The following is a 26,213-nucleotide window of genomic DNA, read 5'->3' as shown; positions in this document are numbered from 1 at the left end:
TCGCAGCAAAGGAAGTCAGACATGCCGATCGACGCGGTCGCCGGACTCGACCGGGAACACCTGCGGCACCTGCTCGCCGAGACCATCGACGCGGACGTGGCCGACGTCGGTGACGACACCGACTTCGTCCACACCCTGGGCGTCGACTCCCTGATGGCCCTGGAAGTGGTCGTCGTGCTGGAGCGCACCTACGGCATCAAGTTCACCGAGTCGGAGATGAGCACCGTCCGCACGCTGGACAGCGCCTACGAGACGGTCCGCGGCAAGCTGGTGGAGCGTCCGTGACCAGTCCCGTCCTGGCCGTCGCGCGGCCGGTGGGCGAGCCCGTCCACGACGAGGGGTCCGGCGCCTGGACGGCCGGCTTCACGGTCGCGGTCACCGAGCACGAGCCGGTCTTCGCGGGTCACTACCCGGACTTCCCGATCTTCCCCGGTGTCTGCGTGATGGAGTGCGTGCGCCGCGCCGCCGAGTCGGCCCGGCCGCCCCTGACCGACGGGCTGCGGCTGGTGGCCGTGGAGTCCACCCGCTTCACCGCCGCCGTCCATCCCGGCGACGAACTGTCCATCGAGGTGACCTGGTCGCCGCGCGCGGAGGGCTGGCGCTGTGCCGCCAAGGTCGCCACCGCGCGCGGCAGGACGGCCTCGGTCCGCCTGCGCTACGGGCCGGGGGCGACGACGTGCTGACGGCCGCGCAGGTGCGGGCCACCCTGCCGCACCGCTACCCCATGCTGCTGGTCGACCGCGTGCTCGACGCGGGGGAGGACCACATACGGGCGGTCAAGGCCGTCACCCTCAACGAGCCCTGGTACGCCCGGCTCGGCCCGCGGCCGACGCCGGACGAGCTCGCCTACCCGGACTTCCTGCTGATCGAGTCCTGGACCCAGACCGCCGGCATCCTGGCCAAGCACCTGGCCGGGGACACCGCCGACGGGCAGGTGATGCTGTTCGGCTCGATGAGCGGCATCGAGTTCCACCGGCGCGCCTTCCCCGGCGACACCGTGGAGCACCACGCCCGCCTGCAACGGGCCGTCGACGACACGATGATCTTCGAGGGCGGGAGCACCGTCGGCGGTGAACCGCTCCTGACCGTGGGCGGGATCACCATGGCCTTCCGCCCGGGCGAGGCGCTCGCGCCGCCCCCTTCCTGAACCGCCCCCGACAACCTACGGAGTGTCATGACGGAGAACACAGCGCCGGTCGCCCTGGTGAGCGGCGGATCGCGCGGCATAGGCCGGGCCGTGGTGCTGCGGCTCGCGGCGGAGGGACACGACGTCTCCTTCTGCTACCAGTCCAACGAGCAGGCCGCGCTCGAGCTGGAGAAGGAGGCGGCCGAACTCGGCCACCGGGCCCTGGCCGTGCGCGCCGACGTGACCGACGCCGCGTCGGTCCGGGACTGGGTGGCCCGCACGGAGTCCGAACTGGGCCCCATCGACGTGGCGGTGAGCTCGGCCGGCATCACCCGCGACAACCCGCTGCTCCTCATGTCCGACGAGGACTGGCACCAGGTCCTGGACACCAATCTCGACGGCGTCTACCACGTGTGCCGTGCCGTGATATTCGAAATGATGAAGCGCAAATCCGGGACCATCATCAATATTTCCTCCATCGCCGGCGTCTACGGAAATGCCACCCAGTCGAACTACTCCGCATCCAAGGCGGGCATCATCGGTTTCTCCAAGGCGCTCGCCAAAGAGGTGGGCCGGTACAACATCCGGGCCAATGTGGTGGCGCCCGGATTCATCGAGACCGATATGACGGCCGAGCTTGCGGAAAAGGTCAAGAAGGACGCCGCGAAGAGCATTCCGCTGCGGCGCTTCGGCCAGGCCGAGGAGGTCGCCGACCTCGTCGCCTACCTGGCGAGCGACCGGGCCGCCTACATCACCGGTTCGGTCCTCCAGATCGACGGCGGCCTGACGGTCTGATGCCGGGGGAGACCTACCTGCGGCTGCGCGCGCTCGCCGACCACCACGGCGCCGACTACCGGCTGATCGAGCACGCCCCCGAGGGCCGCACCGAGGCGGCCAGCGCCCTGCGCGGGCACGCTCTCGCACACAGTGCCAAGAGCCTGGTGGTCGCGGTGCGGCCGACCAAGCGGACCTGCCGCTACGTGCTGGCCGTCGTACCCGGCGACCGCCGTGTGGACCTGGCCCGGGTCGCCGCGTGCGCCGGCGGGCGCAAGGCGGGATTCGCCGACCGGGAGACCGCGGAGCGGCTCGCCGGTTCGGTCAGCGGATCCATCATTCCCTTCTCCTTCCACCCCGACCTCGAACTCGTCGTCGAGGAGGACCTGCTCCGCCGGGACACGCTGTTCTTCAACGCCGCCCGGCTCGATCTGTCCATGGCCCTCGCCACCGCGGATTACCTGCGCATGGCGCGGCCGCGTATCGCCCGTATCGCCGAACAGGACAGTTCACCGGCCGCCGCATTTCAACAACCTGCAGGCGCCCCGTCTCCGTTCTGATACCGCCCTAGCATCACGAGGCAGCGGTTGAGGAAATTCCCCGAACATGTCCGAACCATGGCCTGCGACCGGGCCGCCGGAGAGAGCAACGGAGGCCCAGCACGTGGCCAATCCCATGATTGAGGCAATCGACGTAACGAAGTCGTTCGGTGACGTCACCGCGCTGAACGGTGTGAGCGTCGCGGTTCCCGAGGGGTCGATCCACGGCTTGCTCGGGCACAACGGCGCCGGAAAGACCACCCTGGTCCACATCTTCTCCACGCTGCTGGAGCCGACCACCGGCACCGCCCGGATCGGCGGCCTCGACGTGTCCGCCGACGCCCAGCAGGTCCGCCGGCGCATCGGCCTGACCGGGCAGTTCGCCTCCGTGGACGAGCAGCTCTCCGGACGCGAGAACCTGACCCTGATCGCGCGCCTGCTCGGTGCCAGCAGGCGCCAGGCCCTCGCCCGCGCGGACGAACTGCTCGAGCTGTTCGACCTGACCCAGGCGGCCAAGCGGCCGGCCTCCCAGTACTCGGGCGGCATGCGCAGGCGGCTGGACATCGGCGCGAGCCTCGTCGGCTCCCCGCAGGTCATCTTCCTCGACGAGCCGACGACCGGCCTCGACCCCACCTCCCGCATCGCCGTGTGGGAGGTCATCGAACGGCTCGCCAAGGACGGCGTGTCGGTGCTGCTCACCACCCAGTACCTGGAGGAGGCCGACCGGCTCTGCGAGCGGATCACCCTGCTCTCCAAGGGGTCCGTGGTGGCGGAGGGAACGCCCGCCGAGCTCAAGGCGGCCGTCGGCCAGCGCATGGTGACCGTCACGCTGGCGGCGGAGTCGGAGGTGCCGGCCGCGCTGCGCGCCCTGGAGGGCGCGGGCTTCCGGGCCACCTCCGCGCAGGACTCCTCGGCCGCCCTCGGCGTCCCCGTGGCCGCATCCGCGGACCTGGCGGCCGTGGTGCGCATCCTGAACGAGGCGCACACCGACATAGCCGAACTCGGATTCTCCGAACCCACCCTGGACGACGTCTATCTGAGGCTCACCCGCGAGCCCGCCGGAACGCCGGTGCCCGCGTGACCGTCCCGACCCACCCCACCGCAGAAGGAGTACAGAGATGACGGTCGTCGAAGCCGAGGCGAGCCCCCGGCGGACACCGCCCAGGCGGGACGGCGCGGCCTCCCAGTGGGGCACCAGCGGACTGTTCACGCAGACCGTCGCCCTCACCGGCCGTTCGCTGCGGCCCTACATGAACGCGGGCGTCATCATCGTCACGTTCGTCGAGCCCCTCGTCATGCTGCTGATGTTCGCCGGCGTGCTGAAGGTGCTGGGCGAGGCGCCCGGGATGTCGAAGGACATGGCGTACATCGACGGCCTCGCCCCGGCCATCATGATCATCACCGCGGTCGCCGCGGGCGCGCAGGCGGGCAACGGTCTCATCAACGACCTGCGCAACGAGGTCATCACCCGCTTCCACACCCTGCCCATCAACAGGTTCAGCGTGCTGCTGGCGCGCAGCTTCGCCGACGCGGCGCGTTCGCTCTACCAGCTGATCGCCGTCGCCGTCCTGGCCGCGCTCATCTTCGGGTTCGCGCCCCCCGGCGGGATCCTCGGCGTGCTGGGCGCGATCCTGATGAGCCTGCTCGTCGGCTGGTCCATGAGCTGGATCTTCATCATGATGGCCGCGCTGCTGCGCAACGGGGACGTGCTGCGCATGATCACCACGCTGCTCACCTTCCCGCTGCTGTTCGCCTCCAACGCCTTCGTGCCGCCGGAGTCGATGCCCACCGGGCTCCGCGTCATCGCCCAGGGCAACCCCATCTCGTACGCCAACGACGCCGTGCGGAGCATGGTGGCCGGGAACGTCACCGTGATGGAACTGGTCACCACCGTCGCGGTCTGCCTGGCCCTGGTGTGCGTGTGCGCGCCGATCTCGAAGCGGTCGTTCCGCGTCATGTGACCTCATGACTCCGGTCGTCCGGCCACGGAACGGATGACCGGTTGTGCCCTCATCCCGCCCCCTGCCCGAGCGCAGTGGGCGGGATGTCCTGTCCCGGTGGCACCAAGCTGTCGAACCGGAGACCGAACACTCCAAGCCGTTCTCGCGGTGCCTAGGTTTAACTCGTGAGAGGGCAAAACATGCCCTCGGGAAGACACTTTCCGAGAGGTTGACGTGGCGCGATCCGGAATCGGTCTCGACGAACGTTCGGAGCTCCTGTACCGGAGGCTGCTCCGGCGGACGAACTGGCAGACGCAGGAACTGGCGCAGGTCATGAAGTGGCCGGCGTCGGAGGTCGCAGGTGCGATGGACACATTGCGGGCCGAGGGGCTCGCCGCCGTCTCGGCGGACGACCCCACCGCCTTCCGCGCGGTCGAGCCGTGCATCGCCCTTCCGGCCCTGCTGGCCCGGTCGATGCACGAGGGGCGCTCCCCGCAGCCCCGCCCGGTCGAGATCGACCGGTTCATCGCCCTGCACGAGCGGGCGGTCGAGCGGATCGAGGAGTCCGCGGACGGCGACGGGTACCGCCACGACGCGTGCACCGTGATCGAACGGATGGTCGCCAAGGCCGAGAGCGACGTGGTGTTCCTCGTCCCGCGCCACCTCGAGGGCGACTTCGCCTTCTCCCGGCCCATCGTGGACATGGCGCTCAGGCGCGGCACGCGGCTGCGGGCCGTGTGGGCGCCCGCGGTCTTCCACGCCCACCCCGCGATGGCCCACGCGCAGTGGCTGGCCCAGCAGGACGTCCAGCCCCGGATGGCCGACTCGGTGCCGGTCTACGCCATGATCATGGACGGCGCGGCGGCCGTGGTGGTCGACGAGGCCCGGGAACCCCGCGTGGTGCGCTCCCCGGCGGAACTGGACTCGCTGTGCGCGATGGCCGAGCGGCTCTGGGAGCGCGGCTCGGCGGTACGCCAGCTCAGGCGCACGCGGGCCACGGCGACCACGCGCAGACCCCGTACCGAGATCGTCCTGCGGCTGCTGGCCGAGGGCCTCACCGACGACGCCATAGCCCGCCGTCTCGGGTGCAGCGTCCGCACCGTCCGCAACGACGTGGCGGCCGCGATGGTCGCGCTCGACGCGCGCAGCAGGTTCCAGGCGGGTGCCCGGGCCATGCAGGTCGGCCTGATCTGACCCACCCCACGAACCGGCCCCGAACACGCGGGCACGAAGCACGGGCCCGCAGACCCCCGGCTCACCACGGCCCGCACGGACCGCGTGGAGCGCCGTGCCCCGGTCACGTCCGGACCCGCGACGGCACGGACCACCCCGCACCGCGGGGGGCGGGCCGCCCGGCAGCTTCCGGGCATGCCGTGACGGAGCTCAGCACGGCCCGTACGCCGGTCAGCGACGGCATGCACCGCCACGCACCGCAGGAGGGCCGACCGCATGGCAGCTTCGGGGCATGCGGTGTCCGGGCCCAGTGCGGCTCGTACGCCGGGCCGGGGTTCCGGCCGGTGCCGGACCGCGGCGGCATGCACCGCAACACAGCGCAGGGCCGGCCGCCCGGCTGCTTCCGACCCGTGGTGGCCCCGCCCACCACGACGGCCCACGCTGAGCCGCGGCTCCTGGCCACTTCCGGACACGAGGCGGTGAGGACTGCGGCAACCCCGCTGCGCCGCCCGCGTAGAGGGTGCTGGAAACGACCGCGGCGCGTGGGGCCGTTTCGGGTGGTGGCACGGGCGGTCGGGGACCGCAGCCGCGGCAGCCGGACCGCGGTACCGGCCCGGTCACGGCCGGGCCGCCCCTCCGGACGTGCGCCGACCCGCACCTGCCGGCCCTGGCGCGGCCGCCGAGCGCCTACCCGCGCTCGCCGGCCAAGGCGGACCACGGCCTGAGCGCAGGCCCTCGTACCGGCCGTGTGGAGCGGTGCACGGGCCCCATGGCCGGCCGGGGCGGCTTCGCGCCCGTCGGGCGTCACGGCAGGCCGCCCGAGCCGGGGCGTGGCACGTAAGGGCCGGGTGCGGGCTTTCCCGCCGGGTGTGTCCCGGGCCCCGTGGAGCGGTGCGCGGGTGCCGGCCGGCCGGGGGGGCCTCGTGTCGTCAGGGGGCGGGGAGGGGGTGCGGCCGGGCGGAGGGGCCGGGGTGGGACGCCGGCGGGGTGGGCGCGGAGTCCCGGGCCGGGTGGGGGCGGGGCCGCGCGCCGTGGGACAGGAGGGCGGCGGCGGTGGCCAGTTCCTCCGGTGCCGGGCCGGTGCGGAGCAGCTTCAGCAGGGCGGGGCCCAGCGGGCCTTCGAGTACGGCTGCGGACACGGCATCTCCTCAACGGGGGCGGGCCGTCGTACCGGCTCCGCGGCGGGACGGGTCACCCGGTGCGCAGGGCCACGTAGTCACAGAGCGCGTCGAGCGTGCGGCGCGCGGGCAGCGGCGGCAGGGCGCCGAGCGCCGCACGGGCCCGGTCCAGCCGTTGGTACATGAGCGTCTCCGCGCGCGCCGTGGCCCCGGAGACGGAGAACAGCTCCAGGGCACGACGGTGCCAGCCCTCTCCCGCGGCGGGTCCCGCCGCCAGCAGCTCGCGCAGTTCGGCGTCGCACGCGTCCGTGCCCTCCCGGGCCAGCAGCACGGGAAGGCTGGGCACCCCGGCGAGCAGGTCCCTGCCCTGCTCCTTGCCGCTGGACGCCTCGGGGGAGCGGAGGTCGAGCAGGTCGTCGGCGATCTGGAAGGCCAGGCCGAGCTGTTCGCCGTACTCGACGAGGGCGTCGGCGACCGCCCGGGGTGCCCGCGCCTGGAAGGCGCCCACCCCCAGCGACATGGCCAGCAGCGCGGCGGTCTTGCCCGCCGCGACCCGGAAGTAGCGCGCGACGGGATCGTCCCCCGGCCCGGGGCCGGTGAGTTCCAGCAGCTGGCCCTCCACGATCCGGTTCGCGGTACGGGCGTTGAGCGCGAGCGCGTCCGGCACCAGATCGGCGGACAGCCGGGCGGCCCTGGCCAGCAGCCAGTTCCCGCCCAGAGCGGCCGCCCGGTTGCCCCACAGGGCGTTGGCGCTGGCGGCACCGTGACGGGTGACGGCACGGTCCACGACGTCGTCGTGGTAGAGCGAGGCCAGATGCACGAGCTCGGCGACGACGGCCGCCCGGGCCACGCCCTCACTCCCGGGGTCACCGAACTCGGCCGCGAGCAGCACCAGCAGGGGCCGTATCCGCTTGCCGCCGGTGGCCGCCAGATGCCCGGTGAGTGCCCTCACCCGGTGATCGGACGCGTCCCGCGTACGTTCCCGCAGCAGACGCTCCGCATCGGCCAGCCCCCTGCCCAGCCGCTCCTGGAAACAGGGCATGCCGGGGCCGAGCCGGCTCAGCAGCACGGTCGCGTAGGGGCGGTCGCCGTCGAACGCGACGGTGGCCGGGACCTCGTACAGCTGCTCTGCGGTCACGGGCGAACTCATCCTGTCGGTGCGGCCTGCGGGGGCGGAACCACGGCCGTAGGCCCTCCGCCGTTTCCGGCCGCAACCATTGCAGTCGGCACCGGGGCCGACAACGGAGCTGGCATGAAGGTGTCATGAACGCTTCCCGCACCCGTGTGACCGCCGCCCCGTGGCCCGAGCGGCCCGGAACCGGGGGGACCACGAAACGGAACGCGCGCCGGAATCCACTCCGGGGCCCGGCAGCTTGATGCCAGTTTCCGCCGCGAACCGGCGGTGGGACCACGCGCGCGGACCACAATCGGGGCGCCCTTGCACCCCCTGAGAAGGAGCCTCCCCCCATGTTCGGACGGGTCGGACGGTCCGCCGTCAAACACCCCTGGCTGACCATCCTGGCGTGGGTGATCGCGGCGATAGGCGTGGCCGCCCTGGCCCCGCCCCTGAAACCCGTCAGCGACCAGGCCGAGTTCCTGCCCTCCCACTACGAGTCGGTGCAGGCCGCGGAAGTCCAGAAGCGGGCCTTCCCGCAGCAGGAGCAGCCCGCCTCCGTCATCGTCTTCCGCCGCGCCGACAACGGCCGGCTCACCGACACCGACCTCGCGGACGTGCGGAAGGTCGCCGCCGGGCTGGAGAAGGCGGACCTGGAGAAGATCGGCGCCGTGGAGACGGGCCCGCAGGCCGTGTCCGAGAACGGCGAGATCGCCCTGGCGAGCATCCTCGCGACGACCGACAACCCCTACGACGAGACCCTCATGGAGTCGGTCGGGGAACTGCGCGAGGAGGCCGTGCCCCTGCTGAAGGGCACCTCGCTGCACATGGGGATCACCGGCTCGGCCGCGACGGCGCTGGACACCAAGGAGTCCTCCGGCGACACCGACGCCATGATCATGATGGCGACACTGGTCCTGCTGATCGTGCTGCTGGCCGCCATCTTCCGCAGCCCGCTCATCGCCGTCCTGCCGGTCCTCGTGATCGCCCTCGTCTTCGTGCTCGCCACCGGTCTGATCTCCATCGCCTCCGAGGCCGGCGGACTCCAGGCGGACGCCTCGATCGGCTCGATCCTGATCGTGGTGCTCTTCGGGGTCGGTACCGACTACCTCCTCTTCCTGCTCTTCCGCTACCGCGAGTTCCTGCGCAGGGGCCAGGCACCGAAGGAGGCCATGACCGAGGCCGTCACGCGCGTCGGGGAGACCATCGCCTCGGCCGCCGGCGCCGTGGTCGTCGCCTTCCTCGCCCTCCTGCTGTCCAGCCTGGGCATGCTGAAGGCGCTCGGCCCGGCCCTGGCCATCTCGGTCGGCGTCACCCTGGTCGCCGCGCTGACCCTCGTGCCGGCGGTCTTCTCCCTGCTGGGCACCAAGGCCTTCTGGCCGTCCAAGGCGTGGAGCAGGGAACCCAAGCACACCCTCGCCGCCCGGACCGGGGCGCTCACCGCCCGCCGTCCCGGCCTCGTCGCCGCCGTCTCCGGCGGTCTGCTCGCCGTTCTCGCCGCGGGTGTCCTCAGCCTCAACACCGTCTTCGACAGCAGCAGTTCCCTGCCGAAGGACCTGGAGTCGGTCCAGGCGGCGAAGGAACTGGAACGTGGCTTCGCGGCCGGCCAGACCGACCCGACCTGGGTGTTCCTGGAGGCGGAGGACGGCGGCAAGCTGGAGCAGGACCAGATCGACGCCTACGGCGAGAAGCTGGCCGCCGCCGACTTCGGACGGGTGACGCCGCCGGCCCTCGCACCCAAGGGCGACATCGCCAAGTTCGGGGTGGTGCTGGCGCACAAGCCGGACAGCGACCGGGCGGTCGACCTGCTCTCCGGGCCGCTGCGCGACGCGGCTCACGAGGCGGCACCCGACGGCACCCGCGCCCTCGTCGGCGGCACGTCCGCCGTGCTCGCCGACATCCAGCACGCCACCAACCGCGACTACTCCGTGGTGTTCCCGGCCGCCGGCCTGGCCATCATGCTGATCCTCGGCCTGCTGCTGCGCAGTGTCGTCGCGCCCGTGTACCTGATGGCCGCGGTCGGACTGGGCTTCGCCGCGACCCTGGGCGCCACCGTGTGGCTCTTCCAGAACATCGCCGGCGAGGCGGGCCTGCCCTTCACCCTGCCGGTGATCGTCTACCTGTTCGTCGTCGCGATCGGCACCGACTACAACATCCTCATGGTGGCCCGGCTGCGCGAGGAGGTCGCCCACGGCAGCTCCCCGGCGCAGGCCGTCCGCCAGGCGATCACCCACTCCACGTCCACCGTGGGCACGGCGGCCGTCATCCTGGCCGGTACCTTCGGCGTCCTGCTCCTGGCCGAGAACTCCATGCTCCGCCAGATGGGCTTCGCCGTCGCCTTCGGCATCCTGCTCACCGCCTTCGTGATGGCCGTGCTCCTGGTCCCCGCGGTGACCACCCTGCTCGGCCACCGGACGTGGTGGCCCGGCCGGGTCCGTCCCGCAGCGGAGCCGCAGGGCGCCCCGGACCCCGCGGCCCCGGAACCCGTCCCGGCGCACCGTACGTGAGCAGCGTTCTCCTGATCGCCGGGGCCACCGCTCTGCTCGGTCCCATGATCATGGCCGTACTGGCCCGCAGGGTGCTCGGACTGCGCATCGGCGCGGTCCGGGCCCTGCTCACGGGCGTCGCCGGACTGCTCGCCGCGGGCGTGGTCGGCACGCCGATGGGCCCGCAGGCGAGCCGCACCCCCCTGGTGACCGTGCAACTGGGCGCGGCCCTGCTCGGTGCGATGATCTTCCTGGTGCTCTCCGAGGCGGTGGCCGGCGGCCCGCTGCGCGGCGTGGTGCGCTGGCCCGGCGCCGCGCGCCGCAGGCTGGCGCGCAGCCGTCGCTACACCCAGCTCAGCAGGATCGCCGTACGGCACGGACTGCGCCGCTTCCTGACCGGCCGGTCCCGCAGCGGCGCCGCGAGCCCCCAGGAGCAGGCCGCACTGGCCAGGTCCCTGCGGCTGGCGCTGGAGGAGGCGGGCGCCACCTTCGTCAAACTGGGCCAGGTGCTCTCCTCCCGCTACGACCTGCTGCCCGACGTGTTCGCCCACGAACTGAGCGCGCTGCAGCACGAGGTGGCCCCCGAGCCGTGGCCCGACATCGAACGCGTGCTGGCCGAGGAGCTCAAGGCCCCACCGGAAAAGGTGTTCGCGGAGTTCCGGCGCGAGCCGCTCGCGGCCGGGTCCATGGCCCAGGTGCACCGGGCCCGGTTGCACGACGGCCGCGCCGTGGCCGTCAAGGTGCAGCGCCCCGGGGCCCGGCAGGTGGTGGAACGCGACCTCGACATCCTGTTCCGGATCAGCGAGATGCTCGAGCGGAACACCGCCTGGGGCCGGACGGTCGGCTCCCGCGCACTGGTGCGCGGGTTCGCCGACTCGCTCCAGGAGGAACTGGACTTCCGCACCGAGGCCCGCAACACCGCGGCCGTGGCCGCCAACACCGCCCTCGCCGCCGGCGAGGACGCGCGGGACACCGGCGGGGACGGCCCGTCCGGGGAGCCCCCGCGGGTGGTGATGCCGGAGGTCCACCACGACCTGAGCACCGAACGGGTCCTGGTCGTCGAATGGCTCGACGGCGTCACGCTGAACCGGGCCGACGCCGTCATCGACGCGCAGGGCCTCGACCGCGAGCGGCTCGCCCGCGACCTGTTCGGCTGCCTGCTGAGCCAGATCGTGATCGGCGGCGTCTTCCACGCCGATCCGCACTCCGGGAACGTCCTGGTCCTGAGCGACGGCCGGCTCGGCCTGGTGGACTTCGGCTCCGTGGGCCGGATCGACCGGATGCTGCGCGGCAGTCTGCGCGAGCTGCTCATGGCGATCGACCGCAACGACCCGCGGGCCCTGTCCGACGCCCTGCTGGACCTGGTGGAACGGCCCGACGAGATCGACGAGGAGCGCTTCACCCGCGCCCTGGGCCGCTACACGGCCCGCCACCTCGCCTCCTCGGGGCCACCGGGCCGCGAGATGTTCTCCGACCTGTTCCTGCTGGTGGCGCAGTACGGGCTCACCGTGCCGCCCGAGGTGGCCGCGGCCTTCCGGGCGCTGGCGACCGTGGAGGGCGCGCTGGGCCGGCTGGTGCCGGGCTTCGACCTCGTCGAGGAGGCACGCGCCTTCGCCTCCACCGAACTGGCCCGCAGGCTCTCCCCGGGGCACCTGAGCCGCTCCCTGGCCGACGAGGCAGCCGCCGTGCTGCCGATGCTGCTCCGGCTGCCGCGCCGGGCCGAGCGCATCTCCAGCGCGCTGGAACAGGGCCGCCTCGGCGTCAACGTACGGCTGCTCGCGGACGAACGGGACCGGCGCTTCATCCAGTCCCTCGTCCGGGACGTGCTGCTCACCTTCCTCGGCGGACTGACCGGCGTCCTCGGCATGCTGCTGCTGTCCACGCGGGGCGGTCCGCGGGTCACCGGCTCGCTGCGGCTGTTCGACGTCTTCGGCTACAACATGCTGCTGATCAGCTCGGTGCTGGTGCTGCGCGTCCTGTTCACCATCACCTCACCGCGGCGCTGAGCGGGCCGGACGGTCACCGGGTCCCCGCGGCCCCCACGGCCGTCCTGCCCCGGGCACCCGTCGGCAGCGCGTGGGCGCGGTGCAGCGCGTCGGCCAGGGCGGCGGCCGAGTCGAACACGGTCGCGCCCAGCCACCGGCCCGGGAGCGCGTCCATCCGGCCGGGCGGCCCCGACACCGACAGCGCGGCGACCACCCGGTCGTCCCCGGACCGCACCGGCACGGCGTAGGCCGTGTCGCCGGGCAGCATGACGTCCGACCCACGGGCCCAGCCCCTGCGGCGCACCTGGGCGAGGTGCGCCGCGGTGAACCGGGCGCCGCGCAGCCCTTCGTGGATCTCCTCCGGCTCCTGCCAGGCCAGCAGGACCAGCGCGACCGGTCCCGCGGTGGCGGGCCGGGACATGCCGACCGGCACCCGCTCGGCGCCGTCGGGTCCCGCGGCCGCCTCCGCACAGGTCGCCACGCACGTCTGCGTCCGGCCGCGGCGCCGCAGGACCCGGGCGTCCAGTCCGGTACGGGCGTGCAGATCGGCCAGCACCGGGACCGACGCCTGGGCCAGCCGGTCGTAGCGCGCCTCGACGGACATGCTGCCGAGCCGCGGACCGAGCACGAACCGCCCGCGGAAGTCGCGGGCCAGCAGCCCGAGACGCTCCAGCGCCACCGCGATCCGGTGCACGGTGGGCCGGGACAGCCCGCTGCGGGTGACCAGTTCGCTCAGCGGGGCCGGCGCCTGCTCCACGATCTCCAGCAGGAGGGACGCCTTGTCGAGCACGCCGATGCCGCTGATCCACTCCCGCGGCGCGGCGGCCGCCAGGGGGGCCGCCGCCGGACGGGGCCGTGTGACGTCGGAAAAGATTGCCATGGTGTCGGGGTCTCTTCTGCTCTGCTCGGGCGGACCGTCGGTCAGTCCAGGGCGGCCGGGCCGTCCACGGACACCACCTCGACGCCGGGGTCGATACGGCGGATCAGCCCCGCCAGGGTGCGGCCGGGGCCGAGTTCGACGAGCCGCCCGCAGCCCAGCGGTCCGGTGAGCGTCCGCACGCTCTCCTCCCACAGCACCGGCGAGGTGAGCTGACGGGTGCCCAGTTCGGTCCATCCGACGTCACCGTCGTACGGCCGGGCGTCCACGTTGGCCACCACCGGCAGATGCCGGGGGGCCGCCGCCGTGTCCTTCAGCGCGGCGGCGAGCGATTCGGCGGCCGAAGCCATGTACGGGCTGTGGAAGGCGCCGCCGACCTGGAGCCGGATGAACTTGGCCCCGATCGAGGCGGCACCGTCCGCGACCCGCGTGACCCCCTCGGGCGAGCCCGAGACCACGGTCTGACCGGGGGCGTTGACGTTGGCGACCCACACGTCCCCGCCCGACTCCCGCACGGTGCCCACCAGGTGCTCCACCTGCGGCAGCGGGGCCGCGACGAGGACCCCCATGGTTCCCTCGCGGGCGGCGGCGGCCTCCCGCATCGCCCGGCCGCGCGCGGCGACGAGGGCCGCCGCCGCGGGCAGGGTGAACGCCCCGGCCGCGGTGAGGGCGGCGTACTCGCCCAGGCTGTGACCCGCGCAGGCGACCACGGGCCCGTCGAACGCGCCCCGGCGCACCGCCTCAGCGTGGGCGATCACCGCGACCGAGAACACCGACAGCTGCGCCAGGTCGGTCCGCCGGAGCCGCTCCGTCGTCGCGTGGAGCAGCAGGTCGGCGATGTCCTCCCCGGTGGCCTCGGAGATCTCGGCGGTGATCCCCCACGACGGGGTGTCACGCCACGGCGCGCCCATTGCCTGACGCTGTGTCCCCTGGCCGGGAAAGACCAGACCGATCGGACGCTCACCCATGGATCCACCTTCCGCGACGGACACCGTCCAGGGCGCCGGGACCCGCACCGGACCGACCGGCAGGGGTCCCGCGACCGGTGGCTACGGGGGGAACCTCCGGTCACGGAAGGCGTCCGGCGAGGACGCTCCCGTTCCCTGGGAACCCATCGAACTGCGCTGTCCCCGGCGGGGCAACGCGCGTTTCAGGAACCTGCGGGCTCCTCACGGGCGGTACGTACCGTGCTGACCGGGCGGCAGCAGTCCGAGTTCCGCGGCCCGCACGCCCGCCTGGAAGCGGGAACTCGCACCGAGCAGCGCCATGATCTCCGCGACGTAGCGCCGGTAGGTCCGTACGGAGACGGTCAGTTCGCGGGCGGCCACCTCGTCGGTGGTCCCGGCCCGCATGGCGCCCAGTATCTGCCGGACCAGAACCGCCCGGTCACGGTCGCCGAACGCCAGGTGTTCGGAAGGGGAAGCGGAACTGTGCCAGATGCTCTCGAAGAGCGTGCCCAGGGCCTGCAGCACCTCGGGCGCCCTGATGAGGGAGGCCCGGCGCTCGGAGGGGGAGCCGACCACGACCAGGGCGGTGGCACGGTCGGCGATGAGCACCTGCAACGGCGGCAGCCGGGCCACCCGTATCGTCAGCCGGCGGTGCGGGTCGGGCAGCCAGCCGCCCAGCGAGTCGCCCACCAGATCGGGCCCGGTCAGTAACCGCGCCGAGACCCGCTCCCGGGCGAAGTGCAGCAGATCGGCCTCCAGCAGCCCGATCCGCTCCAACTGGCTGCCGGTGCCCGGCAGCCGGGAACGCAGGATGTCGACGGTGTCGGTGGCCTGCCCCATCAGCTCCCGTGTGACGCCGATGAGCTGTCCGTAGCCGCCGGGGAGCGCCGTGATGAGCTGCTCCCGCCGGCTGCGGTCCCGATGGATGATCATGGTCGACTCGATCAACTCTCTGACCTGCAAGAGAGCATGCTCCAACTCGTCCCCCGATTGGCCGCACACCTCGTGCCCCCATTCCTCGCTGATGTTCCGTTCGCTGGGTCCGTTCCACGGCCGTGGGCGGCACCGCCGCCCGGCCGGTCACCTGGTCTCGTGCAGCAGCCCGAGCTCGACCGCGCGCACCCCGGCCTGGAAGCGGGACGACGCGTCGAGTTCCCGCATGATCTCGGCGACATGGCGCCGGTAGGTGCGCAGCGACACCTGGAGCGCGCACGCGGCGGTGGCGTCGGTGCGCCCGGACCGCAGCTGCTCCAGGATGCGGCGGGTCAGTTCCGACCGCAGCCGGGGGCTGGGCTCGGGGTGGTCGACGAGCCGGCGGCCGCGCGACCAGGCCCCGGCGTAGAGCAGTTGCAGGGTGCTCACCGCGGCGCGGTCGGTGACGACCGCGGCCCTGTCGTCGGCCGACCCCTCGGTGCCCAGCCGCAGGAACGCGGCCGTCCCGTCGACCACGACGATGCCGCACAGTTCGTGCCGGAGCACCCGCACCGCGGGCAGGGCCCGCAGCCGGGCGGGCGCGACCTCGAGGGCGGCCGGATTGCACAGGACCCGTACGGTCACGCCGCTCGGCACCTGGACCAGGCGCCGCAGGACGGCCTCCACGAAGCCGACCGATCCGGTGAGCGCCACGTTGACCGAGCGCCGCGCTCCCCGCACGAGCCGCTCGAGGGTCTCGGCGGTCACCTCGGCGTCCATGTGCGTCACGCCTGACACCGTTGCCGGACGCCTGCGGTGCAGGGACATCGTGGACTCGATCAGGGCGCGGGCCTGCAACAGCGTCTGTTCCAGGCGAGCGGCATGACCCCGGGGAACGCTTTCCTCCAGCTCGACGTCAGTCGGTAGATCGAACGCAATGCCAGCCACGCGTGAGCCCCCATGATCGTTTGCACATTGCCTCTGCCGCGCGCTGACCGGCCCTGGTTGCCCCAGCTGTGTGACGCCCGGCGTCACCGCCGGCCCCCGCTCGGCATATTAATTGAACCGGAAATTAAACCTCATGCCACCCGTGGGCGTTTGCCTCCCTGGCAATGAATCGCACTGTGATGGTCGGCCGAAGGCATTGTGCTCACAGTGTGGCCGAAATCAGGTGTAGGTAATCACGACTGGGCGACGATATCCAGTTCCCATGGTGGGGTCCGTGACAGCAAGATGCACAGGGAGCTAATGAACCGGCACGTCTGGTTCCGCTTCATGTGCCGACCGGCCGGTTACTTGCGCGTAGCGTCACCGATGTGGCCGCTAGTTGCCAACTTCGCCCGGTGAGCCGCCATTGCCGCCCCTGATACCTGTGGTAGCGCGGGCGGGACGCGCGAGATGCTGCCCAATCGGTCAATCCGAAAGAATGCGACTGTTCGTGCATTATGGAATTGTTCAGCATCTTTCAAAGGGGTAGACCACTAACTTGAGCGGCGTTCATTTTCTCGCCCGCGGGAGTTGAGTACCGCGTAATTTGGCTGTTTTTTCGGGTGCGGCGGGCGTTCGGTATATGTCCGACGCTTTCCAGCCGCGGCGTGTTATCCGGCGGGTTCCCGGGGTGTGCTCGCCGGCGGCCGCACGGGGGGCGGGTGGTGTGGCAGCCGTTCCACGTGCCGGCGCGCACCCGCGGTCCCGCGCGGGCTCCACCCCCGGCCCGGTGCCGTGGAACGGCTGCCGCCTCCCCCTGGAGATGGCCTGCGGAAGCAGTCTGCCCCAAGTGTGAAGCTTTCGTGCAGATGAGTGGAGCACAGGTCGGCCGACGACCGCAATGGGGCGGACGTCGATATTCCGAATGTGTGGACCCGCCCGCGGTCCGGCGTCGTGGGGGACCACCCTCCGTGATCATCCCGGGGTCAGTAACCGCCGTGCCCTACAAGGTAGTTGATGGAGCTTCCCCGATGTGCCCGGCGTTCGCGGGCCGCGGCCCGCGCGGGGCCCGCCACGCAGTCCTCATGCGACCGTCATCCGGATGCTGTGTACGCGTCAATGCGACGTCGTTCCCGGCCACTCCAATTCCTTCCGCATCCACACGCCAGGGGAGGAACGGATGACACCCGAGGTCCGCCACTCACAGCACGCCCCCGAACTCCGCGCGGCAGCCCGGCACATCGGCCGCCGCCGCTTCCTGACCACCACCGGCGCCGCCGCCGCGCTCGCCTTCGCGGTCGGCGTCCCCGGCGCGGGCACCGCGGCCGCCGCCGAACTCGACGCCGCACGGATCACCGACGACCCCTTCACCCTCGGCGTCGCCTCCGGCGACCCCCACCCCGACTCCGTCCTGCTGTGGACCCGCCTGGCCCCGGCCCCCTACCAGGCCGACAGCGGACTGCCCGCGCAACGCGTCGCCGTCGACTGGGAACTCGCCCTCGACGAGCGGTTCCGCCGCGTCGTCAGACGGGGCAAGGCCACCGCCCACCCCGAGTTCCACCACGCCGTGCACGTCGAGGCCGGCCGGCTCGCCCCGGGCCACGTCTACTACTTCCGCTTCCGCGCCGGCCGCTTCGTGAGCCCGGTCGGCCGCACCCGCACCGCCCCCGCCACCCACAGCAGGGCCGCCGGCCTCACCTTCGGCGTGGTCTCCTGCCAGCGCTACGACCAGGGCTACTACACCGCGTACCGGCACCTGGCCGAGGAGGACCTGGACGTCGTCTTCCACCTCGGCGACTACCTCTACGAGTACGCCGTCAACGACGTCGCGGGCGCGCGCGCCTACCCGTCCGGCACCCTGCCCGGCCTGTTCAAGCGGGAGACGGTGACCCTGGAGGACTACCGCCTGCGGTACGCCCTCTACAAGTCCGACGCGGAGCTCAGGGCCGCGCACGCCGCGCACCCCTTCGTCGTCACCTGGGACGACCACGAGACCGAGAACAACTACGCCGACGGCACCCCGGAGAACAGCGTCCCGCCGGAGGAGTTCCTGCTGCGCAGGGCCGCCGCCTACCGGGCCTACTGGGAGAACATGCCGCTGCGCCGCCCCCAGCTCCCCGACGGCCCCGACCTCAGGCTCCACCGTCGCCTGCACTGGGGCCGGCTGGCCCAGTTCGACGTGCTGGACACCCGCCAGTACCGCTCCAACCAGGCCTACGGCGACGGCTGGCAGTACCCGGGGCCCGAGTCCGAGGACCCCTCGCGCACCCTCACCGGTGACGCCCAGGAACGCTGGCTGATCAACGGCTGGCACCGGTCGGACGCCGTCTGGAACGTGGTGCCCCAGCAGGTCACCTTCTCCCGGCGCCACGACACGACCACCCCGCCGTCCAAGGTCTCCATGGACTCCTGGGACGGCTACCCGGCCTCCCGCGAACGGGTCCTGGCCGGCGCGCAGGCCGCCGGCGTCGAGAACCTCATGGTCCTCACCGGCGACGTGCACGTGCACTACGGCTTCGACATCAAGCGCGACTTCTCCGACCCGGACTCCCGGACCGTGGGCACGGAGATCGTCACGTCCTCCATCACCAGCGGCGGCAACGGCTCCGCGAAGCCGGCCAACTGGGCCACTCTCACGGCCGCCAACCCGCACATGAAGTTCTACAACGGGCTGCGCGGCTACACGACGGTGTCGCTCGACCGGGAGCGGGCGCGCGCCGATTTCAAGACGGTCTCCCACGTGACCACGCAGGGCGCGCCGCTCACGACCGCCGCCTCCTTCGTGACGGAGGCGGGGGAGCAGGGGCTCAAGCCGGCGTGACCTCGGGGGCCCTGGCGGCTTCCCCCGGGTAGCGGACGCCGACGCGGTCGCGGATCGTGTCGAGCGTCCGCATCACGGCGAGGGTGCCGTCCAGCGGGACCAGCGGCGACTCGTTCTCACCGGCCCGCAGGGCCCGCATCACCTCGGCGGCCTCGTGCTTGAGGCTGCCCCGGGGGCCGTCGGCCGGGTCGGCCGTGAACTCCTCGGGGTCACGGCCGTCCCGGTGCAGCGTGAACCGCTCCGGGAAGAAGAAGCCGTACGGAATGTCGATGCGGCCCTTCGACCCGGTGATCGACGCGGAGGTCGCCGTACCGCCCACGATGGAGCAGTGCACCGAAGCGAGAGCGCCGCTCTCCCAGGAGAGCAGTGCCCCCGTCTGCAGATCGACGCCCTCCTCCGAGAGCACCGCTCGCGCCACGATGTCCGACGGCTCCCCGAGCAGCAGCTGCGTGAAGGACACCGGGTACACGCCGAGATCCAGCAGCGCGCCGCCGCCCAGCGCCGGGTCGCGCAGCCGGTGCGAGGCGGGGAAGGGGCCCTCGAGCCCGAAGTCCGCCTGGAGGCTGCGCACCTCACCGATCGCCCCGTCGTCGACCAGCGCCTTGAGCCGCCGCACCATGGGATGGCAGTACATCCACATGGCCTCCATCAGGAAGCGCCCGTTGTCCCGAGCGAGTGCGACCAGTTCCCGCGCCTCGCGCGCGTTCAGCGTGAACGGCTTCTCGCACAGCACGTTGCGCCCGGCCTCCAGCATCAGCCCGGCCGCCGCGCGGTGCGCCGAGTGCGGAGTGGCGACGTAGACGACGTCGACCTCCTCGTCCCGCGCCAGCGACTCCCAGTCGCCGTACGCCCGCGGTATCCCGAACCGCTCGGCGAACGCCTTCGCCGGCTCGGCCGAGCGCGACGCGACCGCCACGACCTCCGCGTCCGGCAGCTCCACGAGATCCGCCGTGAACGTCGCGGACATCCCGCCGGTCGCCAGGATTCCCCAGCGCACCCTCTGCTCCGTCATGTGTCCCACCCTGCTCGTGTCGTTCGTCACATTTTCAACGAATGTGGATGGAAGCGCTCCCATGACATCGCCGTTGACGCCGAGCACTCCGTACGAGCTGAGAGCATAGGGAGCCGATGGCATGAAAGGGAGGGGTCACATGCCCGAGGGCGGGGCGTCCATATCGAACCCGACGGCGAAGGCGAAGGAGAACGGCGCACCGGAGACCACGCCGAGGAGGCGCACACCGGCATCCCGCACCACCACCACCGACCGCCGTACCGGCCTCCTGGTCACACTCGTCCTCGGCGGTCTGACCGCCATACCGCCGCTGGCGATGGACATGTACCTCCCCGCCCTGCCGCAGGTCACCCAGGCCCTGCACGCGCCCGCCGCCACCGTCCAGCTCACCCTCACCGCCTGCCTGGCCGGCCTGGCGCTCGGGCAGCTCGTGGTCGGCCCGATGAGCGACCGCTGGGGCCGCCGCCGCCCGCTGCTCGCCGGCCTCGCCGTCTACATCGTCGCCACCGCGCTGTGCGCGTTCGCACCGACCGTGGAACTCCTCGTCGCGTGCCGGCTGGCGCAGGGCCTCGCGGGCGCGGCCGGCATCGTCATCGCCCGGGCGGTCGCCCGCGACCTCTACGACGGCGTCACCATGGCCCGCTTCTTCTCCACCCTCATGCTGATCTCCGGAGTCGCGCCGATCGTGGCGCCGCTGATCGGCGGGCAGGTCCTGCGGGTCACGGACTGGCGGGGCGTGTTCGTCGTCCTCACCGTCGTCGGGGTGCTCCTGACGGCCGTCGTCTGGGCGAGGCTGCCGGAGACACTGCCCCCGGCCGACCGCCACGGCGGAGGCGTCGGCGAGGCCCTCGGCTCGATGCGCCGGCTGCTCACCGACCGGGTCTTCACCGGCTACATGCTCACCGGCGGTTTCGCCTTCGCCTCCCTCTTCGCCTACGTCGCGGCCTCCCCGTTCGTCGTCCAGGAGATCTACGGCGCCTCCCCGCAGACCTTCAGCCTGCTGTTCGGGCTCAACTCCATCGGCCTGGTCGTCATGGGCCAGATCAACGGCAAGATCCTGGTCGGCCGGGTCCCGCTGGACAGGGTGCTCGGCCTCGGGCTCGTCGTCGTGGCCGTCGCCGCGGTCGCGCTGCTGCTGATGTCTCTGGGCGTGTTCGGCGAGGTGGGGCTGGTGCCCGTGGCCGCCGGGCTCTTCGTGCTGATGTCGGCGATGGGCATCACCATGCCCAACACCCAGACGCTCGCCCTGATGCGCACCCGGCACGCCGCAGGCTCCGCGTCGGCCCTGCTCGGCGCGACGTCCTTCCTCATCGGGGCGATCGCGTCCCCGCTGGTGGGAGTGGCCGGGGAGGACACCGCCGTCCCGATGGCCGTCGTCCAACTGGCCGCGGCGCTGGTGGCGCTGGCCTGCTTCCTGGGAATGTGCCGCCCGTGGAACGGGACGGGAGCGAAGGGCGGGGGCATCTGAGCGCGCCGCGACTTCGCCACGGCACACCCGAACGGGCCGGGCTGGACGCCGGGGAACTCCGGCGCCTGGTCCGGGAGGTCCACGCCCGCACCGGCGGCGAGCGCCCCTGGGCGGCGGGCGCCGTCGTGGTCGTCGGGCGCGGCCCGGTGCTCGCCGTGCAGGAGGCGGCGGGCTGGGCCGTGCGCTACGCCGCGTACGACGAGGAGGCGGGAGCCCCGGTCGAACTGCCCCCGGCCGAACGGGTCCCGATGACCGTGGACACCCCCTTCGACCTCGCCTCCCTGACCAAGCTGTTCACCTCGGTGGCGGCCGTGCAGCAGATCGAGCGGGGCACCCTGGGCATCGACGCCCGCGTGGGCGCCTACCTGCCGGACTTCACGGCGGCCGCACGGCACGGCATCACCGTCCGTCAACTGCTCACCCACACCTCCGGGCTGCGCCCCGAACTCCCGCTGTACGACTGCGCCGACGACGCGGAACGGCTGGCACTGCTCCGCGCGGAACAGCCCGTCGGCGTGCCCGGCACCCACTGCTACTCCGACCTCAACATGCTGCTCCTCCAGCAGGTCCTGGAGCGTCTCACCCGCCGCACGCTCGACACCCTGGTGCGGGACGGCATCACCCGGCCGCTGGGCATGACCGCGACCGCCTTCGGGCCGTGCCCGTCCGCCGCGGCGACGGAGGACCAGCGGCGGCCGTGGGCCAAGGCGGACCGGGGGATGCTGCGGGGCGAGGTGCACGACGAGAACGCCTGGGCGCTGGGCGGGGTCGCGGGCCACGCCGGGCTGTTCTCCACGGGCCGCGACCTGGCGGTCTTCTGCCGCACCCTGCTGGCCGGCGGGTCGTACGGCCCCGCCCGCATCCTCGGTCCGGACTTCGTGGACCTGCTGTTCACCCCGCCGGGCCTGGGATTCGCCCTGGACCAGCCGTGGTTCATGGGGGAACTGGCGGGCCGGGGCGCCGCGGGCCACACGGGTTTCACGGGTACGTCCCTGGTGCTCGACCGCGCCACGGACACCTACGTGATCCTCCTGGCCAACACGGTGCACCCCCGCCGGCCGGTCCCGCCGGACAGCGGGCCGAGGGCGGAGGCGGGGACGCGGGTGGCGCGGGCGGTGCGGGGGATGTGAGGGGACGCGCCCCTCTTCCGTAGAATCGCCGGGTGAACGCCCCCGCCTCCCTGACGCCCGCCGAAACCCTGCGCTCCGCCCTCGCCGGGCTGCTCGACGGGCTTCCGGCACGGCAGGCCGCGCAGGCCGTCGAACGGCTGATCGCCACCTACCGGGGCGCCACCCCGACCGGGTCCCCCATCCTCCGGGACCGGGCCGATGTGGCCGCGTACGCCGCCTACCGCATGCCCGCGACGTACGAGGCGGTCCGGTCGGCGCTGGCGGCGTTCGCGGACGCGGTGCCCGGATGGGCGCCCCGTGACCACGTGGACGTCGGCGGCGGCACCGGCGCGGCCGCCTGGGCGGTGAGCGCGACCTGGGACGGGGAGCGACCGGTCACCGTCCTGGACTGGGCCGAACCCGCACTCGCCCTCGGCCGGGAACTCGCCGTCGCCAACCCCGCCCTGCGCCAGGCGCGCTGGCACCGCTCTCGTATCGGATCGGCGCTCACCATCGGGAGCACCGACCTCGTCACCGTCTCGTACGTCCTCAACGAGCTCACCGCCCCCGACCGCGCCGCCCTCGTCGACGCCGCCGCCGGTGCCGCGCGGGCCGTCGTGATCGTCGAACCCGGCACGCCCGACGGCTACGCCCGTGTCATCGAGGCCCGCGACCGCCTGATCTCCGCCGGTTTCCACGTCGCCGCCCCCTGCCCGCACAGCGCCGCCTGCCCCATCGTGCCCGGCACGGACTGGTGCCACTTCTCCGCGAGGGTCAGCCGTTCCTCCCTGCACCGTCAGGTCAAGGGCGGCTCCCTCGCCTACGAGGACGAGAAGTTCAGCTATGTGGCCGCCACCCGGGTCCCGGCCGCCCCGGCCCCCGCCCGGATCGTCCGCAAGCCGCAGATCCGCAAGGGCCAGGTCCTCCTCGACCTCTGCGAGACGGACCCCTCCCTGCGCCGCACCACCGTCACCAAACGCCACGGCGACCTGTACCGGGCGGCCCGGGACACCGACTGGGGCGCCCCCTGGCCGCCGCGCACGGACACCGGGCCCGCCGACGGCTAGGCCGTCGGCGTCCCCTTCCCCTCGTCCCCCTCCTGCTGCCGCTTCTCCTGGAGCCTGCGCAGCAGTTCCCGCTTCTGGGCCTGCGGATCGGCACCGCCCCCGATGCGCCCGCCGCGCCCGCCGCCGCGCAGCGCCCTGCGGCCGAGGTGCTGTCGGGTACCTCCGACCCCCAGCATGTTTCCGGCTCCGCCTCGAGTCATGGCCGTCTCCTCTCGTCAGTGCGGTGCATCTCGTCAGTGAGGTGCTAACACGAGACGTATCGTCTCGCTGCCTTCCCTCCCACCATCCGGCGAGACGCACCGTCTTGTCAACCTGATAAATTCGACCCATGGCCCAGAACCAGTCCGCCCCCGACGCCACCCGCCGCAGCGAGCGCTCCCGGCGGGCCATCTACGACGCCGCCCTCGCCCTGGTCGCCGAGGTCGGCTACCCGAAGACCACCATCGAGGGCATCGCCTCCCGCGCCGGCGTCGGCAAGCAGACGATCTACCGGTGGTGGTCGTCGAAGGCGGACGTACTCCTCGAGGCGTTCCTCGACCTGAGCGGCCAGGCGGCCGAGGCAGCCGCGCAGGACCGGCCGTCCGCCGACGCGTCCCCCTACGGCATCCCGGACACCGGCGACCTCGCCGCCGACCTCAAGCACGTCCTGCGCGCCACCGTCGACGAACTGCGCGACCCCGCCTTCGAGGCCCCTTCCCGCGCCCTGGCCGCCGAGGGCGTCGTCAACGAGGCACTCGGCCGCAGATTCGTCGCCACGCTGCTGGAACCCCAGCTCCAGCTCTACGTCGACCGCCTGCGCTCCGCCCAGGAGGCCGGAGACGTCCGCCCCGACCTCGACCCGCGCATCGCCCTGGAACTCTTCGTCTCCCCCCTCGCCCAGCGCTGGCTCCAGTACACGGGCCCGATCACCTACGAGTACACCGACACCCTCGTCGACTACGCCCTCAACGGCCTCGCGCCCCGCTGACCCCGCACCGGATGCCGCGCCAGCCGCCCCGGCGCGTCCGTGATCACGCCGTTGCAGCCGAGGGCCAGGGCGCGGTCGCGCTGGGCCGGGGTGACGACGGTGTGTGCCCACACCCGGGGGATGCCCGAGCGCACCGCCCGCCTCAGGTCCGCGTCACGGGCGTGGATGTCGACGTCGAGCAGGTCGACGTGGGAGCGCCAGCGCTCGGGGCGGTCGGTGCGCATCTGCCGGGCCGAGCGCCACAGCTGGGTCAGCAGACCCAGCTCGTGGACCCGGCGGGCGACCCCGGGGTCGTTGGTGTTCACGAACACCGAGCGGGTCAGGCCGCGGGACCGGATCAGCGCGGCCAGCCGGCCGAGCCCGCGCGGATCCTTCACCTCCAGCATCAGCACGATCCGCCCGCCGAACCGGTCCAGCACCTCGGCGGCGGTCGGCGGCCGCTCCGAGCGCCAGCTCCCCGGCAGCCGGTCGCGCGGACGCAGCCGTACGCCCCGCCACTCCCCGGCGTCCAGGGCGCGCACCTCGCCGCCCAGGAACGTGGTGCGGTTCAGGGTCGCGTCATGGAAGACGACCGGCGTGCCGTCCCGCAGCACCCGCGTGTCGAAGTCCAGCACCTGCGCCGTACCGCGCCGGAACGCCGCCATCAGCCCCGACATGCTGTTCTCGGGCACCTCGCGCGCCCCGCCCCGGTGGGCGACGTACGGGACCTCCGGCAGCGAGTCCACCGTCAGCGGTCCGCGGCCCCACTCCAGGGGAGGACTGCCGCCGTGCCCGCCCGTGAGGGTCAGCGAGACCACGGAAGCCACGGCCGCCAGACCCGTCGACGCGATCCTTGTGACCATGGCGACCACGGTAGGGGCGCCCCTCCCGGCACCAGACGCAATGACACCCGGTCCGCCACCCCGCGCCCCTCACCGCGCGCGCGTCCCCTTCGCCCCGGCGCGGCAGCTCTCGTCCGCTCGGGTCACCCTCGTCCCACCTGCGCCGATTGTGGGCTCCGGCCCCCCGATGCGCCCCATCGTGGGACCATGGGGCATGCTGGTGCGCACGACGGCGAGGCGAGGGGATAGATGAGCGCGGAGTTCGGCGGCCGGAGCGGCCGACAGGGCAGACTCTCCCAGTGGCTGCGCGGACGCCGCCCGAAGGAGGCCGCCGACGAGGGCGGCCGTGAGGCCCTGCTGCTCGCCGCCGCCGAAGCGGGACTGCCGCTCGCGCCCGCCGCCCACCCCGCCGGATACCGCTGCTCCTGCGACCGCGTGGGCTGTCCCACCCCCGCCCGGCACCCGGTGTCGTTCGCCTGGCAGACGCAGTCCACCACCGACCGCGCCCAGATCGAGCGCTGGGCCCGCCACCAGCCGCAGGCCAACTTCATCACCGCGACCGGCATGGTGCACGACGTCCTGGACGTCCCCCTCGACGCGGGGCGCGAGGCGCTCACCCGCCTGCTCGACGCCGGCATCGAGGTCGGCCCGGTCGCCGAGAGCGACGACGGCCGCATGCTGTTCTTCACCCTCACCCGGGGCACGCCCGAGGACGAGGACGAGTGGTGGCCCTGCGAGCTGGACTGCCACCCGGAGACCATGGACGAGCACCCGGGACTGCGCTGGCACTGCCGCGGCTCCTACGTCCTCGTACCGCCCGCCCGCCTGCCCGGCGACGACGACCGGTCGGTGCACTGGGTACGCGGCCTCGAGCATCCGCTCCCGGACCCGCTGAGCCTGCTGGAGGTCCTCACCGACTCCTGCGTCCGCCACGCCGGCGAACAGTCCGACCAGGCGGGCACGGCCTGGCCCCTGCGCCGCTGAGCCCGGCCGCTCCCGGTGGCCGCCGCTGAGGGCCGGGAGCCGCCGC

The 26,213-nt window shown here is 72.9% G+C and carries 25 protein-coding genes; 16 read left to right on the top strand and 9 right to left on the bottom strand.

Annotated elements, in window-relative coordinates:
- The first annotated feature begins 21 nt into the window (after window positions 1-21).
- The 8 genes from F1615_RS15815 (at window position 22) to F1615_RS15780 (ending at window position 5,573) form a co-directional block, all read left to right on the top strand.
- Window positions 22-285 (top strand): acyl carrier protein, encoded by a 264-nt coding sequence (locus tag F1615_RS15815; RefSeq protein WP_149549624.1) that lies wholly within the window; start codon window positions 22-24, stop codon window positions 283-285.
- Complete coding sequence (locus tag F1615_RS15810) at window positions 282-683, top strand: 3-hydroxyacyl-ACP dehydratase FabZ family protein (protein WP_149549623.1); 402 nt, start codon at window positions 282-284, stop codon at window positions 681-683. The genes F1615_RS15815 and F1615_RS15810 overlap by 4 nt, the downstream gene beginning before the upstream one ends.
- Entirely contained in the window at window positions 677-1,147 is a 471-nt protein-coding gene (locus tag F1615_RS15805; protein WP_149549622.1) for a 3-hydroxyacyl-ACP dehydratase FabZ family protein, read from the top strand. The genes F1615_RS15810 and F1615_RS15805 overlap by 7 nt, the downstream gene beginning before the upstream one ends.
- A gap of 27 nt (window positions 1,148-1,174) precedes the next feature.
- Window positions 1,175-1,921 (top strand): 3-oxoacyl-[acyl-carrier-protein] reductase, encoded by a 747-nt coding sequence (gene fabG / locus F1615_RS15800; RefSeq protein WP_149549621.1) that lies wholly within the window; start codon window positions 1,175-1,177, stop codon window positions 1,919-1,921.
- The gene (locus F1615_RS15795; protein WP_149549620.1) at window positions 1,921-2,460 is read left to right on the top strand and encodes a YbaK/EbsC family protein; all 540 of its coding nucleotides are present in this window, start codon (window positions 1,921-1,923) and stop codon (window positions 2,458-2,460) included. Before fabG ends, F1615_RS15795 begins: the two co-directional genes overlap by 1 nt.
- A gap of 115 nt (window positions 2,461-2,575) precedes the next feature.
- Window positions 2,576-3,520 carry an ATP-binding cassette domain-containing protein gene (locus tag F1615_RS15790; RefSeq protein WP_149549619.1) on the top strand — a complete coding sequence of 315 codons (945 nt, stop codon included), beginning with the start codon at window positions 2,576-2,578 and terminating at the stop codon, window positions 3,518-3,520.
- Window positions 3,521-3,557: 37 nt separating this feature from the next.
- Window positions 3,558-4,400, top strand: coding sequence for an ABC transporter permease (locus F1615_RS15785; protein ID WP_149549618.1), 843 nt, complete (start codon window positions 3,558-3,560; stop codon window positions 4,398-4,400).
- A gap of 213 nt (window positions 4,401-4,613) precedes the next feature.
- Window positions 4,614-5,573 carry a helix-turn-helix transcriptional regulator gene (locus F1615_RS15780; protein ID WP_149549617.1) on the top strand — a complete coding sequence of 320 codons (960 nt, stop codon included), beginning with the start codon at window positions 4,614-4,616 and terminating at the stop codon, window positions 5,571-5,573.
- Window positions 5,574-6,481: 908 nt separating this feature from the next.
- Here F1615_RS15780 and F1615_RS15775 read toward each other — a convergent pair.
- Both F1615_RS15775 and F1615_RS15770 read right to left on the bottom strand, forming a co-directional pair.
- Window positions 6,482-6,691, bottom strand: a complete 210-nt coding sequence (locus tag F1615_RS15775; RefSeq protein WP_149549616.1) for a hypothetical protein — start codon at window positions 6,689-6,691, stop codon at window positions 6,482-6,484.
- Between the two features lie 52 nt (window positions 6,692-6,743).
- A complete protein-coding gene (locus F1615_RS15770) occupies window positions 6,744-7,808 on the bottom strand; it encodes a polyprenyl synthetase family protein (protein ID WP_149549615.1) in 1,065 nt (354 codons plus the stop codon).
- A 329-nt stretch (window positions 7,809-8,137) separates the two neighbouring features.
- On the opposite strand from F1615_RS15770, the gene F1615_RS15765 reads away from it, so the two are divergent.
- Window positions 8,138-10,291, top strand: coding sequence for an MMPL family transporter (locus tag F1615_RS15765; protein WP_149549614.1), 2,154 nt, complete (start codon window positions 8,138-8,140; stop codon window positions 10,289-10,291).
- Entirely contained in the window at window positions 10,288-12,276 is a 1,989-nt protein-coding gene (locus F1615_RS15760; protein WP_244328757.1) for an ABC1 kinase family protein, read from the top strand. Before F1615_RS15765 ends, F1615_RS15760 begins: the two co-directional genes overlap by 4 nt.
- Window positions 12,277-12,289: 13 nt before the next feature.
- Here F1615_RS15760 and F1615_RS15755 read toward each other — a convergent pair whose 3' ends face one another.
- The 4 genes from F1615_RS15755 to F1615_RS15740 form a co-directional block, all read right to left on the bottom strand.
- Window positions 12,290-13,135, bottom strand: coding sequence for an IclR family transcriptional regulator (locus F1615_RS15755; protein ID WP_149549613.1), 846 nt, complete (start codon window positions 13,133-13,135; stop codon window positions 12,290-12,292).
- A 41-nt stretch (window positions 13,136-13,176) separates the two neighbouring features.
- Window positions 13,177-14,100 (bottom strand): ACP S-malonyltransferase, encoded by a 924-nt coding sequence (locus F1615_RS15750; protein WP_149549612.1) that lies wholly within the window; start codon window positions 14,098-14,100, stop codon window positions 13,177-13,179.
- A 201-nt stretch (window positions 14,101-14,301) separates the two neighbouring features.
- A complete protein-coding gene (locus F1615_RS15745; RefSeq protein WP_244328756.1) occupies window positions 14,302-15,012 on the bottom strand; it encodes a LuxR family transcriptional regulator in 711 nt (236 codons plus the stop codon).
- A gap of 147 nt (window positions 15,013-15,159) precedes the next feature.
- Window positions 15,160-15,771: a TrmB family transcriptional regulator sugar-binding domain-containing protein gene (locus F1615_RS15740; protein WP_244328770.1), complete on the bottom strand. Its 612-nt coding sequence runs from the start codon at window positions 15,769-15,771 to the stop codon at window positions 15,160-15,162.
- Window positions 15,772-17,098: 1,327 nt separating this feature from the next.
- Between F1615_RS15740 and F1615_RS15735 the strand changes: the two genes are divergently transcribed.
- Window positions 17,099-18,739 carry an alkaline phosphatase D family protein gene (locus F1615_RS15735; RefSeq protein WP_149549610.1) on the top strand — a complete coding sequence of 547 codons (1,641 nt, stop codon included), beginning with the start codon at window positions 17,099-17,101 and terminating at the stop codon, window positions 18,737-18,739.
- Here F1615_RS15735 and F1615_RS15730 read toward each other — a convergent pair.
- Entirely contained in the window at window positions 18,726-19,751 is a 1,026-nt protein-coding gene (locus tag F1615_RS15730) for a Gfo/Idh/MocA family protein (protein WP_149549609.1), read from the bottom strand. The two genes, F1615_RS15735 and F1615_RS15730, sit on opposite strands and share 14 nt — an antisense overlap.
- Window positions 19,752-19,890: 139 nt before the next feature.
- On the opposite strand from F1615_RS15730, the gene F1615_RS15725 reads away from it, so the two are divergent.
- From F1615_RS15725 to F1615_RS15715, 3 genes are read left to right on the top strand one after another with little or no spacing between them, the layout of a single operon-like run.
- Window positions 19,891-21,219 carry a multidrug effflux MFS transporter gene (locus F1615_RS15725; protein WP_149549608.1) on the top strand — a complete coding sequence of 443 codons (1,329 nt, stop codon included), beginning with the start codon at window positions 19,891-19,893 and terminating at the stop codon, window positions 21,217-21,219.
- The gene (locus F1615_RS15720) at window positions 21,183-22,349 is read left to right on the top strand and encodes a serine hydrolase domain-containing protein (RefSeq protein ID WP_425385643.1); all 1,167 of its coding nucleotides are present in this window, start codon (window positions 21,183-21,185) and stop codon (window positions 22,347-22,349) included. The genes F1615_RS15725 and F1615_RS15720 overlap by 37 nt, the downstream gene beginning before the upstream one ends.
- Before the next feature lie 32 nt (window positions 22,350-22,381).
- On the top strand, window positions 22,382-23,395 hold the full coding sequence (locus F1615_RS15715; protein ID WP_149549606.1) for a small ribosomal subunit Rsm22 family protein: 1,014 nt from the start codon (window positions 22,382-22,384) through the stop codon (window positions 23,393-23,395).
- Here the strand turns inward: F1615_RS15715 and F1615_RS15710 are convergent.
- A complete protein-coding gene (locus F1615_RS15710) occupies window positions 23,392-23,595 on the bottom strand; it encodes a DUF6243 family protein (RefSeq protein WP_208818326.1) in 204 nt (67 codons plus the stop codon). The two genes, F1615_RS15715 and F1615_RS15710, sit on opposite strands and share 4 nt — an antisense overlap.
- A gap of 128 nt (window positions 23,596-23,723) precedes the next feature.
- Here F1615_RS15710 and F1615_RS15705 point away from each other — a divergent pair, with 128 nt between their 5' ends.
- Window positions 23,724-24,362, top strand: coding sequence for a TetR/AcrR family transcriptional regulator (locus tag F1615_RS15705; RefSeq protein ID WP_149549605.1), 639 nt, complete (start codon window positions 23,724-23,726; stop codon window positions 24,360-24,362).
- Here F1615_RS15705 and F1615_RS15700 read toward each other — a convergent pair.
- Complete coding sequence (locus F1615_RS15700) at window positions 24,332-25,204, bottom strand: glycerophosphodiester phosphodiesterase (RefSeq protein ID WP_149549604.1); 873 nt, start codon at window positions 25,202-25,204, stop codon at window positions 24,332-24,334. The two genes, F1615_RS15705 and F1615_RS15700, sit on opposite strands and share 31 nt — an antisense overlap.
- Window positions 25,205-25,432: 228 nt before the next feature.
- On the opposite strand from F1615_RS15700, the gene F1615_RS15695 reads away from it, so the two are divergent.
- Entirely contained in the window at window positions 25,433-26,167 is a 735-nt protein-coding gene (locus tag F1615_RS15695) for a bifunctional DNA primase/polymerase (RefSeq protein ID WP_149549603.1), read from the top strand.
- Window positions 26,168-26,213 lie beyond the last annotated feature (46 nt).

Origin of the sequence: Streptomyces marokkonensis, from assembly GCF_008312835.1 — a bacterium.
GTDB lineage: Bacteria > Actinomycetota > Actinomycetes > Streptomycetales > Streptomycetaceae > Streptomyces > Streptomyces marokkonensis_A.
This window is presented reverse-complemented; position numbering and strand designations above follow the sequence as displayed.

What these genes read in the sequence shown, in the direction of transcription:
- F1615_RS15815 (WP_149549624.1), top strand. Translation starts at nt 22, where the DNA reads ATGCCGATCGACGCGGTCGCCGGACTCGACCGGGAACACCTGCGGCAC.
- fabG (WP_149549621.1), top strand. Translation starts at nt 1,175, where the DNA reads ATGACGGAGAACACAGCGCCGGTCGCCCTGGTGAGCGGCGGATCGCGC.
- F1615_RS15795 (WP_149549620.1), top strand. Translation starts at nt 1,921, where the DNA reads ATGCCGGGGGAGACCTACCTGCGGCTGCGCGCGCTCGCCGACCACCAC.
- F1615_RS15790 (WP_149549619.1), top strand. Translation starts at nt 2,576, where the DNA reads ATGATTGAGGCAATCGACGTAACGAAGTCGTTCGGTGACGTCACCGCG.
- F1615_RS15785 (WP_149549618.1), top strand. Translation starts at nt 3,558, where the DNA reads ATGACGGTCGTCGAAGCCGAGGCGAGCCCCCGGCGGACACCGCCCAGG.
- F1615_RS15765 (WP_149549614.1), top strand. Translation starts at nt 8,138, where the DNA reads ATGTTCGGACGGGTCGGACGGTCCGCCGTCAAACACCCCTGGCTGACC.
- F1615_RS15755 (WP_149549613.1), bottom strand. Translation starts at nt 13,135, where the DNA reads ATGGCAATCTTTTCCGACGTCACACGGCCCCGTCCGGCGGCGGCCCCC.
- F1615_RS15750 (WP_149549612.1), bottom strand. Translation starts at nt 14,100, where the DNA reads ATGGGTGAGCGTCCGATCGGTCTGGTCTTTCCCGGCCAGGGGACACAG.
- F1615_RS15745 (WP_244328756.1), bottom strand. Translation starts at nt 15,012, where the DNA reads ATGATCATCCATCGGGACCGCAGCCGGCGGGAGCAGCTCATCACGGCG.
- F1615_RS15740 (WP_244328770.1), bottom strand. Translation starts at nt 15,771, where the DNA reads ATGGACGCCGAGGTGACCGCCGAGACCCTCGAGCGGCTCGTGCGGGGA.
- F1615_RS15735 (WP_149549610.1), top strand. Translation starts at nt 17,099, where the DNA reads ATGACACCCGAGGTCCGCCACTCACAGCACGCCCCCGAACTCCGCGCG.
- F1615_RS15730 (WP_149549609.1), bottom strand. Translation starts at nt 19,751, where the DNA reads ATGACGGAGCAGAGGGTGCGCTGGGGAATCCTGGCGACCGGCGGGATG.
- F1615_RS15725 (WP_149549608.1), top strand. Translation starts at nt 19,891, where the DNA reads ATGCCCGAGGGCGGGGCGTCCATATCGAACCCGACGGCGAAGGCGAAG.
- F1615_RS15710 (WP_208818326.1), bottom strand. Translation starts at nt 23,595, where the DNA reads ATGACTCGAGGCGGAGCCGGAAACATGCTGGGGGTCGGAGGTACCCGA.
- F1615_RS15705 (WP_149549605.1), top strand. Translation starts at nt 23,724, where the DNA reads ATGGCCCAGAACCAGTCCGCCCCCGACGCCACCCGCCGCAGCGAGCGC.
- F1615_RS15700 (WP_149549604.1), bottom strand. Translation starts at nt 25,204, where the DNA reads ATGGTCACAAGGATCGCGTCGACGGGTCTGGCGGCCGTGGCTTCCGTG.
- F1615_RS15695 (WP_149549603.1), top strand. Translation starts at nt 25,433, where the DNA reads ATGAGCGCGGAGTTCGGCGGCCGGAGCGGCCGACAGGGCAGACTCTCC.